This is a genomic window from Mucilaginibacter sp. OK268 (genome assembly GCF_900103125.1).
Classification (GTDB): domain Bacteria; phylum Bacteroidota; class Bacteroidia; order Sphingobacteriales; family Sphingobacteriaceae; genus Mucilaginibacter.
Genome location: NZ_FNJV01000004.1, coordinates 402782 through 416529 on the forward strand (window position 1 = coordinate 402782; position 13748 = coordinate 416529).

Annotated in this window: 11 protein-coding genes; 6 read left to right on the forward strand and 5 right to left on the reverse strand. The window is 42.7% G+C overall.

Going from position 1 to position 13748, the window contains the following annotated elements; all coding sequences use genetic code 11:
• The first annotated feature begins 68 nt into the window (after window positions 1-68).
• Both BLR84_RS16345 and BLR84_RS16350 read left to right on the forward strand, forming a co-directional pair.
• Complete coding sequence (locus BLR84_RS16345; RefSeq protein ID WP_090470236.1) at window positions 69-614, forward strand: peroxiredoxin; 546 nt, start codon at window positions 69-71, stop codon at window positions 612-614.
• A gap of 164 nt (window positions 615-778) precedes the next feature.
• A complete protein-coding gene (locus BLR84_RS16350; protein WP_090470239.1) occupies window positions 779-1363 on the forward strand; it encodes a carboxymuconolactone decarboxylase family protein in 585 nt (194 codons plus the stop codon).
• 266 nt (window positions 1364-1629) lie between these two features.
• Here the strand turns inward: BLR84_RS16350 and BLR84_RS16355 are convergent, their stop codons facing one another.
• From BLR84_RS16355 to BLR84_RS16370, 4 genes are all read right to left on the reverse strand, one after another.
• Window positions 1630-3177 carry a DHA2 family efflux MFS transporter permease subunit gene (locus tag BLR84_RS16355; RefSeq protein WP_090470242.1) on the reverse strand — a complete coding sequence of 516 codons (1548 nt, stop codon included), beginning with the start codon at window positions 3175-3177 and terminating at the stop codon, window positions 1630-1632.
• Between the two features lie 119 nt (window positions 3178-3296).
• The gene (locus BLR84_RS16360; RefSeq protein ID WP_090470245.1) at window positions 3297-4358 is read right to left on the reverse strand and encodes an HlyD family secretion protein; all 1062 of its coding nucleotides are present in this window, start codon (window positions 4356-4358) and stop codon (window positions 3297-3299) included.
• Window positions 4359-4384: 26 nt separating this feature from the next.
• Window positions 4385-5755 carry a TolC family protein gene (locus BLR84_RS16365; RefSeq protein WP_090470248.1) on the reverse strand — a complete coding sequence of 457 codons (1371 nt, stop codon included), beginning with the start codon at window positions 5753-5755 and terminating at the stop codon, window positions 4385-4387.
• Complete coding sequence (locus BLR84_RS16370; protein ID WP_090470251.1) at window positions 5739-6386, reverse strand: TetR/AcrR family transcriptional regulator; 648 nt, start codon at window positions 6384-6386, stop codon at window positions 5739-5741. The genes BLR84_RS16365 and BLR84_RS16370 overlap by 17 nt, the downstream gene beginning before the upstream one ends.
• Before the next feature lie 252 nt (window positions 6387-6638).
• On the opposite strand from BLR84_RS16370, the gene BLR84_RS16375 reads away from it, so the two are divergent.
• The 3 genes from BLR84_RS16375 to BLR84_RS16385 all read left to right on the forward strand — a co-directional run bounded on the left by BLR84_RS16375 (window position 6639) and on the right by BLR84_RS16385 (window position 11406).
• Window positions 6639-9104: a PIG-L family deacetylase gene (locus BLR84_RS16375; protein ID WP_090470385.1), complete on the forward strand. Its 2466-nt coding sequence runs from the start codon at window positions 6639-6641 to the stop codon at window positions 9102-9104.
• 289 nt (window positions 9105-9393) lie between these two features.
• Window positions 9394-9585: a hypothetical protein gene (locus tag BLR84_RS16380; RefSeq protein ID WP_090470254.1), complete on the forward strand. Its 192-nt coding sequence runs from the start codon at window positions 9394-9396 to the stop codon at window positions 9583-9585.
• Window positions 9586-9693: 108 nt separating this feature from the next.
• Window positions 9694-11406 (forward strand): sodium:solute symporter family protein, encoded by a 1713-nt coding sequence (locus BLR84_RS16385; protein ID WP_090470257.1) that lies wholly within the window; start codon window positions 9694-9696, stop codon window positions 11404-11406.
• Between the two features lie 18 nt (window positions 11407-11424).
• Here BLR84_RS16385 and BLR84_RS16390 read toward each other — a convergent pair whose 3' ends face one another.
• The gene (locus tag BLR84_RS16390; protein ID WP_090470260.1) at window positions 11425-12276 is read right to left on the reverse strand and encodes a DUF2911 domain-containing protein; all 852 of its coding nucleotides are present in this window, start codon (window positions 12274-12276) and stop codon (window positions 11425-11427) included.
• Window positions 12277-12439: 163 nt separating this feature from the next.
• Between BLR84_RS16390 and BLR84_RS16395 the strand changes: the two genes are divergently transcribed.
• Window positions 12440-13627, forward strand: coding sequence for a class I SAM-dependent rRNA methyltransferase (locus BLR84_RS16395; RefSeq protein ID WP_090470386.1), 1188 nt, complete (start codon window positions 12440-12442; stop codon window positions 13625-13627).
• Window positions 13628-13748: the final 121 nt, after the last annotated feature.

A 13748-nucleotide genomic window follows, 5' to 3' on the forward strand; every position in this document is an offset into this window, starting at 1 on the left:
AGATTTTAAGAATGGATCGCACACTCTAAAAGTTCTATATTTGCGGAAATAATAAAAAAAGAGCTAATATGTTAACGATAGGACAAAAATTCCCTCAATTTTCTAAAACTGCTGTAGTAAGTCTTGAAAAAGGCAAAGAGTTTGAAACACTAACTTCTGAGTACCTGGTGAATGACGATAACGTGTGGACAGTAATGTTCTGGTGGCCAAAAGATTTCACTTTTGTGTGCCCAACAGAAATTGCTGAATTCAACAAAAACTATGGTGAGTTCCGTGATCGTGAAACCCGTTTAATTGGTGCTTCTACAGATTCTGAATTTGTACATGCTGCCTGGAGACGTGATCATGATGATCTGCGCGATCTGAAATTCCCGATGCTTGCCGATACTTCAAAATCATTGGCTGAAGACCTGGGTATATTAGAGCCAACCGAAAAAATTGCCTACCGTGCTACTTTCATTATCGATCCTACCGGTATCATCCGTTGGGTGTCAGTTAACGACTTAAGCGTTGGTCGTAACGTTAAAGAAGTTTTACGTGTACTTGATGGGTTACAAACAGATGAGCTTTGCCCTTGCAACTGGGAAAAAGGACAAGAAACGCTTACCGTTTAATACCCCTATTATACAATATGTCCCCGTACAGAAAATTTGTGCGGGGATTTTTTTATAAGCTGAATATCAACTGAAAGCTTAAGGCGTAAAGCCGAAAGCGATTAAAAGCTGTTTGAATCATAATTTGCTTTAAGCCTTCGGCTTTGAGCTTTAAGCTAAAAAAAATGAACGAAAGTACCGAAGTGATCCAGGAATTGCTGGAAAGTATTGGAATAGATAAAAACTACAGAACAGAGGCTCTTACCCTGCTCGAAAAAGGCGAATCACGTTACCTGCGCGATCTGAAGCTGAATTTTACAAGCACGCTTACATCGGCCCATTTAACCGCTAAAGAGTGTGCCTTGCTGGGATTGAGCACCGCTGTTAATAATAATAATACCCCGCTTACCGTGTTCTTCACTAAATATGCGCAGGAACAAGGCGCTGATGCTGCTGAAATAGCCGAAGCTGTTGGTTGCGCCTCTTTACTGGCCTCGAACAACGTATTCTACAGATTCAGGCATTTTACCCAGAAGGAGAAATATACCCAGATCCCGGCCCGTATCCGTATGCAGCTGATGATGAAACCGGTAACAGGTAAGGAGTTTTTTGAATTAATGAGCCTGGCCATATCCGCGGTTAATGGTTGCGAGATGTGTGTGAATGCCCATGAGGATTCATTGATAAAATTAGCCACTACCGAGGAGCGTATTTTTGACGCTGTACGTATTGCATCGCTAATAACATCAACCGGGAAGCTAATTTTTTAAGTTTCCGGATAGAATTTTCACAAAAAAAAGACATGAGATTTACAAATTTCATGTCTTTTTCATAAATTATGCGTAATTGCTTAATTTAATTTGCGTTTGTTAATTAAAAACTTCTAAATTTATACCTAAGATTAAACGCCCCCTTGATCTGCAAAATCTTTTCATAAAGCAAAGTGTTGACAGGGGGTAGTACTTAAATTTTAATTGTTAATTTTTTTTGGGGAAAGCCGTTCCTGGTAATAGAGGAACGGCTTTTATCGTTTTTATTAATGCGCGTCTACCGGCATTTTAACAGCCTTTTTAAACGGCTGTAGGTACAGTAACGGTATCGAGAATAACATCACTAAGCCTGAGATCCAGTAGGCATCATCATAAGTTAGCAGCAATACCTGTTTGGTAACGGCGCCTTCTACCGCTCCATAAGCCATACGGGTAGCATCTATCAATGAATGTCCCTTAGCCATAAAACCATGCAGATATGTATTAAACCGGTCGGTAAACGCCGGGTTGGTAGCCGTAACGTTGGTTAAAAGGTTATTACGGTGTACACCCTGCCTGATATGGATAATAGTCGTAAGGGTAGCAATACCAAATGAACCGCCTAACTGGCGCATCATATTGTTTAAGCCGGTTCCCTGACCAACTTCCGGACCTTTCAGATCGGCAATGGCCAATGTGGTTAACGGTACGAATAATAAAGCCATACCTACACCGCGTATTACCAGCGGGATAAAAAAGTTTCCTGTACCCATGGCCAATGTAGAGTTACTGAGCATGGTGGTAAATACAAAGAACAGGAACATGCCCGCGGTTGCCATAAACTGGGCAGGGATACCTTTATTAAGCATCTTACCTATAAATGGCATCATGATAATGGTACATAAACCACCCGGAAACAGGATCTCGCCTGTTTGCTGTGCCGTAAAGCCAAGCAAATTCTGACAAAATACCGGGAATACGAATACCGATCCATATAATCCGAAACCGAGTATAAAGGAGGTAAACATCCCTACCGCGAAACTTCGGTGCCTTAATATGGAAAAGTTCACTATCGGGTAATCTATGCTCATTTCGCGCCATATAAAAAGGATCAATCCTAATACGGCTGAAATAGTAAGCACCGTTATATAAGGTGTGGCAAACCAATCTTCCGATTCGCCTTTTTCTAATATAGTTTGTAAACTACCTACTGCAACTGCAAGCAGGCCAATGCCCCACCAGTCAACAGGTTTCCCTTTCTCGTCCTTAGGCGTTTCGCGTACAAAGGTGTAGGCGAAGAATGCGGCCAGGGCACCCACCGGTATGTTTACATAAAATATCCAGCGCCATGAGGAGTGGTCGGTGATGTAACCACCAATAGTAGGCCCTACAGTAGGCCCTACCACCGCACCTAAACCAAATAATGCGGTAGCTGTACCAATTTGTTCGCGCGGCCAGGTCTCGATCAGGATAGCCTGTGAGGTTGATATTAAGCCCCCACCTGCTATACCCTGCAATATCCTGAACAATACCAGCTCATTTAAGTTGGTTGCGTTACCGCATAAAAACGAAGCAATGGTGAAAACGATAATTGATGTTATAAAGTAGTTTTTACGCCCGAAACGGCTTCCCAGCCAACCTGACATAGGAAGCACAATTACGTTTGCTACAGCGTAACCGGTAACTACCCAGGCAATATCCTCCAGTGTAGCGCCAAGGTTACCCTGTATATCGGGCAGCGATACGTTCACGATCGTGGTATCAATAAGCTCCAGTAACGAAGCTATGATAACCGTGATGGTGATGATCCATTTTTTAAAGCCTGTTTCAGCCATAGTGTATTAAATTCTAAATCCTAATATTAAACTCTAAGTGTTAAATTCTAAAACTTGTCTGAATCAGAATTAACAGAATAATAAATCCGAAATCGAGCATCCGAATTCCGAAATCAGAGTTATCCTTTAATTACAGACACCTTTACGCTCATTCCTGGACGTAATTTTTCAAGGGTCGCTTTATCAGCGTTTATTTTTATTTTAACAGGAACGCGTTGTACAACTTTTACAAAGTTACCGGTAGCGTTATCCGGGGGCAGTAAAGAGAACTTGGCACCTGTAGCTGGCGAAAAGTTATATACGGTACCTTCCAGTTTCAGATCAGGGAAAGCATCAACGTCGATATCAACTTTCTGACCGCTTGCCATGCCATTCAACTGTGTTTCTTTAAAGTTTGCAGTGATGTACAAGCTGTTATCATTAATGATCGAGAACAGTGTTTGGCCGGCCTGTACTAACTGACCCAATTGGATGCTTTTTTTAGATACCAGGCCACCAGCTGGTGCTTTAATGGTGGTATAAGTTAATTGCAGTTTTGCAAAATCAATGTCAACCTGCTTTTGAGTTACACCGGTGTTGGTTACCTTTAACTGGCTGCGTGTAGTGCCAATTTGTTCCTGAGCTGATTTGTATTGATCTTGTGAAGCGCGTAGGTTAGCTTTAGCTACATCCAGATCAGATTTAGCCTGATCAAATTGTTGCTGGGTTACAGAACCATCTTTTACCAGGTTGGCATAACGGTTGTAATCCTTTTGTACTTTATCTAAACGGGCAACATTTGATGCAACCTGTGCCCTTGCGCTTGATGAATTGGCCTCGGTAGCATAGATCTGTGATTGATTTACGTTAATGCCGGCGCTTGCACCTACCTGGGCAGCTTGTGCTTGCTCCACTTTAACTTTATAGTCGCGGTCATCTATCTTAACCAGTACCTGGTTAACGTTCACGTGGGTGTTCTCTTCAAAATAGATCGAATCAACATAGCCACCTACGCGGGCAACAACCGGGCTGATATCGCCATCGATCTGCGCGTCATCGGTATCAATGTGTTTACCGAAATATATATATTCTTTGATCCCGAAAATGATACCGCCAATAAGTAATACGCCTAATATGATAGGGATAACTTTATTCGGTTTCTTTTTAGGTGTTTGTTCCTGTGTTTCGTGTTCCTTTGCCATTGTATATAGTATTGATTGGTTTAGTATTATTGTTTGTTAATTTTTCCAGTTGATTTTAATAGGGTATAGTAAGCCAAACCTGCATCGGCTTTAGCCAGTTCCAGGTTGATCTGGGCCTGATAAAGTAATGTTTCGGCATCGGCACGATCTGTGGCAGATGATATATTGCTCTTATATTTCGATTCCAATATTTTATTATTTTCACCGGCCTGCTCAATGGCTGTTTGCAAAAGCTTGATCTTATCCAAAGCCATGGTGTAGTTTTGGTAATCCTGGTTCACTTCGTTTTTGATCCGGTCAACCGAGATGCTTTTGTTAATAACAGTTTGCTCGCGCTCTATCTTAGCTTCAGTAACCTTGTTTTTGTTAGTCCATAATGAGCTAAAGCTCCATGACAGGGTTAAGCCACCTGTTAACGGTGTAATATAGCTACCGCTTTTAGGGATAGGGTTGATATTGGCATCTACATAATATCCTGCAACTGATGCTGCCAATGTAGGTAATGTATTAGCCCTGATGCTTTTAATGTTCGTTTCAGATACTTTAGTACGCAGGTCAAACTGCTGTAGCTCTGGCCTGTTGGTCATGGCTGTATCTAAGTAGTTACCTAATGGTGCAATCTGCCTGTCGGCCTCGGTGATCTGGGCAATATTGAGTTGGGTACCTTCGGGTAATCCTAACAACACATTCAAACTGTAGTTAACAATACGGCGATTAGTTTCCAGATCGATGCCGTTAAGCTCAATGTTTGACCTTTGCAGCTGGAAACGCAGCACATCATTTTTAGTAACCAGTCCCTGGTCAAAAAACCTTTGTGCCTGTTTTATCTGTGCATCAACAGTGGTTAAGTTTTGAGCAACTACTTTTTTGCTTTGTAATACTTTGTACAAGCTATAGTATGCACTGATGATATCATAGGTGATCTGGTCTTTATCGTTCACCACATCTAAACGGGCAACCTGGGTTAACAGGTCTGTTGATTGGCGGGCGTACTTGAGCTTGTTACCTTCAAAAATAGTTTGATTCAAGGTAAGTATACCCAGGTAAGCGTCGGCTCTGTTGGGTAAGCTGAAACTTTCGGCACCTAAGGCCAGCCTGTTAGCCGGAATCTCTGCATGGGTATAACCATAGCTTATTTTACCGGTTGGCAACGATTGGTCTTTGGCCTGGTTGTATTCAGAAACAGCCTGGTCAATTTTTGATTGCGAAAGCTTTAAAGTCTTGCTGTTGTCCAGACCAAGTTTTATAGCCTCATCCAGGGTGATGGTTCTGTCCTGCGCATTTGCGGTTCCCACAAATAGCGAAGCTGTTATTACAAACGTAATAGCATACAGGCAGAAGGGGTGCACTGCATTAAACAGTGATAGGTGGTTGGGGTTTTTATTTAGAGTTGTCATTTTCATTAACTAAATACGCTTTTAAAAGGTTCTTTAAATATTTTTTGATACGAGGCTTAAATTGTTCTTCCAACACTTTTTCGTCCTGTATATCGTACCCCAGCATAGTTGATGACATGAGCGGGGTATTCAGAATGAAATTTTTGGTTCCGTAAAGGGTGGATACTACCATCTGCATGTCGGTATCTTTACGAAATTCTCCATTATCTATTCCTTCCTGCATTATTCTGAACAGTTCCGATACGCTTTTCATCAGTATGTTACGTATCTTTTCGGCTAGCTCAGTGCGGCGGTTCATGGTCAATTCCTGGTATAGCAATTTCTGAAAACAATTATTGTTCACTACCCGGTCGCCATAGATCTCAATATATGATTCTATTTTCCCCCAGGAGCTGATGCTTTCGTCGTTACCTAAAATTTGCAGTATATTTTGAAAATAGGTGATCTTACGTTCAATAACTGCAAGGAATAAACCTTCTTTTGAACCAAAATAATAATTGAGCATGGCCATGTTCACACTGGCTTCACCCGAGATCATCCGGGTAGAGGCGCCGTCAAAACCCATCTCTGAAAACACGCGCTCGGCGACGTCCAGGATGTGGTCTTTTTTATCTATCTTATCTTTGTCCATTTTCTTTTAACGGCACAAAATTAATCAAACGATTGATTAATGCATAGCGATTGGGGGCGAAAAGCTAATCAACTGATTAAGATTACTCATGAATGACAGATTTGTTTTACTAATCAGCCGAAATTTTAGGTTATTGCAGCAATTATGGTTTGCCTGTTATCCTTTTGAAATATAGCGCATTCCATATTTATGCAATGTTATATTATTGATATAAAGATAATAAATTTCCATCTTTCAAATATATTTGCCAGCATGAAGCGGATAAACCTCATTACCATCTTTTTATACCTTTCCACCATCGTATCAGCGCAAACTTCGCCACCGGCCGACCTGGGTGCTATACAGCAAAATTTTAAAAAGCTCAATACACTGGGCAGCGTGCTGTATATAGCCGCTCACCCCGATGACGAGAATACCCGTTTGCTGGCTTACCTGGCCCAGGAAAAGCATTATCGCACGGGGTATCTTTCCTGCACAAGAGGCGATGGAGGTCAAAATTTGATTGGAAATGAACAAAGTGAACTTTTGGGGCTGATACGCACACAGGAGCTGCTGGCTGCCCGCCGCATTGATGGTGCCGAACAGTTTTTTACCCGCGCCAATGATTTTGGCTTTTCAAAAGGTCCCGAAGAAACCCTGAAAATATGGGATAAAGAGAAAGTATTGGGTGATATGGTTTGGGTGATCCGCAAATTCAGGCCCGATGTGATGATCTGCCGTTTCCCTACTACCGGCGAAGGTGGCCATGGCCATCATACCTCATCAGCCATACTGGCGCAGGAGGCATTTACAGCCGCGGCCGATCCTAAACGCTATCCCGAACAATTAAAATATGTACAGCCATGGCAGGCCAAACGCCTGTTATGGAACACCTTTAGTTTTGGCAGTGTGAATACTACAGCGGCAGATCAATTCAAGATTAATGTAGGTGTTTACAACTCCATTTTAGGCAAGGGTTATGGCGAAATTGCTGCCGATAGCCGCAGTAACCATAAAACACAGGGTTTTGGTTCGGCCAAACAGCGTGGTGAGTTTTATGAATATTTTAAGACCATTTTGGGCGATGCTCCGCAAAACGACCTGATGGACGGCGTTAATACTACCTGGAAACGGGTAAAAGACGGCGAATCTATTGGCGCCGCCATTGGCATCATCAACAGGGATTTTAATGCCGAAGCTCCGGAAAGATCGGTACCGGCATTAGTGCAATTATTAAACCGTGTTGAAAAAGTATCGGATATGTACTGGCGCGTACAAAAAACCAAAGAGTTGAGCGAACTGATTGCCGCTTGCTCGGGCTTATGGTTTGAGGCTTATGCCACTGAGCCAACTTATGCCCTTGGTGATAAGATCCAGGTACGCGCCCAGGTGGTCGACAGGTATAGCAACAGGGTAAAGATCAACAGTATCGCTTTTCAAAACAATGTTTCCAACCTGAACAGCCAGGTGATCCCGGCCAATCAGCAGCAAACATTTGAGCAAAGCGGTATTGCCGATAAACTGACCCAACCTTACTGGCTGGAAACCCCGCATAGTATTGGAGCCTATAATTTACCTGATGAAACCCTGGCCGGTAACCCCGAGAACCCCGACCTGCCCAAGGTTGATTTTGAATTTATTATTGAAGGCAAGCCGGTACATTTTGAACGCAGACTGCTATATAAATATGTAGACCCAGTGAGGGGAGAGGTTTATCAACCGCTGGAAATTACACCGCCGGTTACCGCCAATATCGAAAACCAGGATTATATTTTTAATTCGCAGCAGGAACAGTTGGTTCAAATAAAATTAAAAAGCTTCACGGCGGCTACCGGCGACATTAGTTTAAAACCTATTGCTGGCTGGAAGATCGATCCTAAGAAAATTGAGTTTACCGGGAAAAATAAAAATGACGAGTGGACAGTGGCTTTTACCATTGCGCCAACAGATAATAAACCCCGCACCAATAATTTGCAGGCCGTGGTAACGGTGAACGGGAAAACCTTTTCCCTGGCATTGCGTCGCATCAGGTATGATCACGTACCGGCCATTACGCTGTTCCCACCCGCCGAAACGAGGCTGGTAAATCTCGACCTGAAAATAGCGGGTAAAAAATTAGCCTATATTACCGGAGCTGGCGATCTGATGCCCGAAGCGCTGCGCCAGGTAGGTTATGATGTACACTTGCTTTCGGAGAGCGAGATCATGAATGCTGATCTTTCTGTATACGATGCCATCATTACCGGGGTACGCGCCTATAACGTGAATGAACGGCTAGCCTATGAACAAAACCGCCTGATGGACTATGTTAAAAATGGCGGTAATTTATTAGTACAGTATAATAATAACGCGGGGTTGGTGGTAAAGCAGATAGGCCCATATCCTTTCCGCGTAGTGAACCAAAGGGTTACCGATGAAGACGCCGAAGTAACCATACTGGATAAGCAAAGCCCGGTGCTAAACTATCCCAATAAAATTACTCAGGACGATTTTAAAGGCTGGATACAAGAGCGGGGCCTATATTTTGTAAGTGACATCGACCCGCAATACAAGGCCGTTTTACAGATGAATGATAAGGGCGAGCAACCCAATAATGGATCATTAATAGTAGGCGATTATGGCAAAGGGCGTTTTGTATATACTTCACTGGCTTTTTTCAGGGAATTGCCTGCCGGTGTACCGGGAGCATATCGCTTGTTTATCAATTTATTAAGTAAACCAAAAGGACAATCGCTATAAAATAAAAGGGCCTGTCACCCTGAGCTTGTCGAAGGGTAAAATAAAGAATGTCATTTCGATAGAGCATGGGCCGGCATGAGCGTTGCGCGAAAGAGAAATCTTCTGCAACATGCCATGGTGCTTTGTCTGCAGCAGGAGATTTCTCCTCGTACCTCGTTCGAAATGACAACCCTGCTTAATTTTTTAGGAACCAAAAGTTTAAAATAGGATAAGCCTTTTATACTGAAATAATTTATTGGTAAAAATCAATTAATCATCTATTTTTGCAAACGTTATAATTAACAGTAATATGAAACAACACGAAGAAGAAGAAAAAAGCCTTGATTTTGTATTTTACCTTGTAGGCTTAGTTTCTGGGCTTTTTATAGGAGCAATAATTGATAAAGGATTTACCTGGATAGCCGTTGGTGGTGTTTTAGGCTTATTAACCGCCGGTTTCTTTATAGCTGTATTGGTTAAAGGCCGTGGTGAAAAGGCCTGATCCTGATCTGCCTTCATTTATAAAAAATTGGAACCAGTTTTACGGCATTGTAGTCGCATGGCTGGTTTTTTTAATTTTAGTATTTTGGCTCATTACAAAAGTTTTTGAATGAGTTTACCCGATTGGATAGTTTTAGGCTTAACACTTTTTGCCATAGTGCTTTATGGCGTGTGGAAAAGCGGCAGCAATAAAAATATCGATCAGTTTTTAATGGGCAACCGCTCGTTACCCTGGTATCATGTCGGGTTTTCGGTTATGGCTACCCAAGCCAGTGCCATTACTTTTCTTTCGGCTCCCGGACAGGCTTATTCCGATGGGATGCGCTTTGTACAATTTTACTTCGGGTTGCCACTGGCCATGATCGTGCTTTGCGTAACTTTTGTGCCGATATTTCATCGCCTTAAAGTTTATACAGCCTATGAGTTTCTGGAGCAACGCTTCGATCTAAAAACCCGTGCGCTTACATCGTTCCTTTTTTTGGTATTACGCAGCCTTTCGACTGGGGTCGCCATTTATGCGCCGGCCATTATTTTATCAACCATTTTAAATATCAATACGGTTTATACTACGCTGTTTATTGGCGGCCTGGTTATATTTTACACCGTTTATGGTGGCAGTAAAGCGGTATCATACACCCAGTTGCTGCAAATGAGTATCATATTTGCCGGTATGTTCCTGGCCGGTATACTGGTGGTTAATCTATTGCCAACAGGCGTAGGTTTTACGCGTGCCCTGAAAATGGCCGGTAAGCTTGGCCACATGAATGTGATAGACTGGAAATTTGACTGGGATAACCGGTACACCGTGTGGAGCGGCCTGATAGGAGGCTTCTTTTTGCAATTATCCTACTTTGGTACAGACCAAAGCCAGGTTGGCCGTTATTTAACAGGGAGCTCGGTGGGACAAAGCCGATTAGGCCTCATTATGAATGGGCTCATTAAAATCCCTATGCAATTCCTCATCCTGCTGATTGGCGTACTCGTTTTTGCCTTTTACCAGTTTAACAGACCGCCCATGTTCTTTAATAATTATGAGGTGGCCAGGGTAAAGCAAAGCAACTATGCAACTCAATATAATTATCTCGATCAACAATATACCAAGGCCTTTGAACAGCGAAAAGCAAAAGCTGACGATCTGATAAAAGCCCTTGACAGCAAAAATGAGGATCAAATAGATCATGCAAAGGATGCCTTAAAAGTGGCAGATGCCCAATCGCACGTCATCAGGCAGGATGCTATTACACTGATGAAAAAGAACAATGCCAGCGCTGATGATAACGATACTAATTACGTGTTTCTGACCTTTGTTAAGCAATACTTACCCCGGGGATTGGTAGGCCTTTTGATAGCCATTATATTTCTGGCTTCTATGGGTTCAACAGCAAGCGCCCTTAATTCACTGGCCTCAACCACCGTGATAGATATTTACAAACGCACCATCAATAAGGATGCATCAGATAAAAACTACCTGCTGGTATCTCGTATAGCAACCGTATTTTGGGGAGTAGTATGTGTAATTATGGCTTTGTATGCCGGTAAATTGGGCAATTTACTGGAGGCCGTAAACCAATTGGGGTCCTATATATACGGAACCGTATTAGGCGTTTTTATAGTTGCTTTTTATATGAAACGGATAACCGGAACCCCGGTGTTTATTGCCGCTATTATTAGTGAAGGGATCATATTATATTTAGGATTGAGTAAAACGGTTGCCTATTTATGGCTTAACCCTATCGGTTGCTTTTTAGTGATGATTGTGGCTTACGTGATCAATAAATTCATGTCACAAAAAAGCCCGGATCAAATAGAACCGGGCGTGTAGTGTTTTATTGCCTCACCTTTAATCTTTAGCATGATTAAGCGCTTCCAGGTTCAGCCGCAGATATTCATCATCATTACTTTCTTTTGAAAGCTCAATACCGGCTTCGGCAGCGGCTATTGCACCGGCTTTATCACCTTTTCTCAATAACAAGCGCGATTCCCATAGTTTAAACCAGGGAACTTTAGGCTCTTCTTTTTCGGCCTCAGCTACCCAGCCTAAAGCTTTGTCCACATCTTTGTTATTTTCATAATACCACTGGATAGCATTAAAATAATAAGGTTTGCGGTCGCCTTTCATCAATTCGTCAATATTTGCCATGATCTTGGCATCATCATCGGTCTCCATGTGGATAAGAGCCGCTGTATGGTCCCAAACCAGGTACAGATCTGTTGCCCGGGTAGTGGAGTTGGCAAATGCCATGGTAAAAGTTTCCCGTTTTTCGTTTACACGGATGGATTTTACATCAAAACGTAAAAGGTCGTCGGCTTGCTTATAGTTGTAAGCGCCCCATTGTTTAACGGTTTTGTTCAGGATGATGGTCCACTCATTTCTTTGAGGGATACTGAATAAGGAATAGGTACCAGGAGGTACAGCATGCCCTTCAATGATTACTTTTTCGGTAAAGGTAATAGTAGTAGCGGCATTGGCTCCGGTCCGCCAAACTTCACCATAAGGATTTATACCACCAAATATTTTACGGTCCTTAACATTGGGCCGGGAGTAAGTAATAGTAACCTTTCCCAGTCCAAAATCCTGGATAATGGTTTGTGTAGAACTGGCCTCAGGGATACGGGGTACTGCCTGAGCATCGCTTTTATAGCTTACACATGCCAATAGCATGGTCACTAAAAATAAGTAAGTCTTTCTCATGTTATGTTTTCGATACTAAGATACCAAATGTTTTTAATCGGTAAATATTGTATTGGAGTAATAAAATTTATGAAAGTTTAATTAAGAAATCGGGTCAAAGGCATAAGTAACAAGCTTTTTGCATTTGGCTTTCAGCCTTAAGCTTTTTATTACCTTTGCGGCTATGATTGATGTGTTACTAAATAAGGGTAAAGAGAAAGCTGTTTTGCAAAAACATCCCTGGGTATTTTCGGGCGCTGTTGAAAAAGTAAAGGGTAAACCAGCCAATGGCGATGTGGTTCGGCTGCTCAACGCAAAAGGCGATTTTATGGCCTATGGTTTTTATAACGATCAGTCGCGGGTTGCCCTGCGCCTTTTGGAGTGGGACGAAGCCGTTGAAATTAATGACGATTGGTTTCGCCGTAAACTGGCCACGGCCATTAAAAGCAGGGCTCATGTATTAGCAAACGGAACCAATACCTGTCGCCTGGTTTTTAGCGAGGCTGACTATTTACCGGGCTTAATTGTTGATAAATATGCGGGCCACCTGGCTGTTCAGGTGCTCACTTCGGGTATGGAGCGGTTGATGCCGGTAATTATTGATGAACTGCAAAAGTTGCTAAATCCCGAAAGTATATCCGACAAAAGTGATAACTCCTCACGGGCCCACGAAGGCCTGGCAGAAGCCGAAAATAAAGTGCTTTTTGGTAATCCTCCGCCAGAGATTGTAGAAGTGCTGGAGAATAATATCGTTTACGGCATCAATATCACCGAAGGCCAAAAATCAGGCTTTTATTGTGATCAGCGCGATAACCGCCATATAGTGGCCAATTATGCTACAGGAAAAAAAGTGTTGGATTGTTTTTGCTATACCGGTGGCTTTACGCTCAATAGCTTAAAAAATGGAGCTACAGCAGTAACCAGTGTGGATAGCTCTGCATTGGCGATTGAAACGTTGAAGGAGAACATCCTGTTAAACAAATTGGACGCTGATAAACATATGGCCATAAAATCTGACGTGAATGTGCAGCTGCGTAAGTTCAGGGATGATGGCGAAAAGTTTGATGTTATTGTGCTCGATCCACCAAAATACGCTCCATCGCGCTCTGCACTCACAAGAGCTTCCAGGGCTTACAAGGATCTGAACCGTTTGGGCATGCTGCTATTGAACGAAGGCGGCCTACTGGCTACCTATTCCTGCTCAGGCGCTATGGATATGGAAACCTTTAAACAGGTAATTGCCTGGGCCGCGCTTGATGCCGGTAAACAGGTGCAATTCATTTACCAATTCCACCAACCCGAAGACCATCCGGTAAGAGCCTCCTTCCCCGAAGGCGAATATTTGAAGGGCTTACTGTGCAGAGTGTTTTAGGGGGATTTTTGGAGCAAAGATTATTGGAGTAAGGATAAAAGATAAGGGGTCATGCCGAATTTATTTCGGCATCCCACATGCAAGTACATCCCGTATGGCTGCTCATCCTGTGAGATCCTGA

Bases quoted from the DNA above. Each gene is read 5' to 3' on its own strand.
- BLR84_RS16370 (WP_090470251.1), bottom strand. From the start codon at position 6,386: ATGGACAAAGATAAGATAGATAAAAAAGACCACATCCTGGACGTCGCC.
- BLR84_RS16395 (WP_090470386.1), top strand. From the start codon at position 12,440: ATGATTGATGTGTTACTAAATAAGGGTAAAGAGAAAGCTGTTTTGCAA.
- BLR84_RS16390 (WP_090470260.1), bottom strand. From the start codon at position 12,276: ATGAGAAAGACTTACTTATTTTTAGTGACCATGCTATTGGCATGTGTA.
- BLR84_RS16355 (WP_090470242.1), bottom strand. From the start codon at position 3,177: ATGGCTGAAACAGGCTTTAAAAAATGGATCATCACCATCACGGTTATC.
- BLR84_RS16365 (WP_090470248.1), bottom strand. From the start codon at position 5,755: ATGACAACTCTAAATAAAAACCCCAACCACCTATCACTGTTTAATGCA.
- BLR84_RS16385 (WP_090470257.1), top strand. From the start codon at position 9,694: ATGAGTTTACCCGATTGGATAGTTTTAGGCTTAACACTTTTTGCCATA.
- BLR84_RS16380 (WP_090470254.1), top strand. From the start codon at position 9,394: ATGAAACAACACGAAGAAGAAGAAAAAAGCCTTGATTTTGTATTTTAC.
- BLR84_RS16350 (WP_090470239.1), top strand. From the start codon at position 779: ATGAACGAAAGTACCGAAGTGATCCAGGAATTGCTGGAAAGTATTGGA.
- BLR84_RS16345 (WP_090470236.1), top strand. From the start codon at position 69: ATGTTAACGATAGGACAAAAATTCCCTCAATTTTCTAAAACTGCTGTA.
- BLR84_RS16375 (WP_090470385.1), top strand. From the start codon at position 6,639: ATGAAGCGGATAAACCTCATTACCATCTTTTTATACCTTTCCACCATC.
- BLR84_RS16360 (WP_090470245.1), bottom strand. From the start codon at position 4,358: ATGGCAAAGGAACACGAAACACAGGAACAAACACCTAAAAAGAAACCG.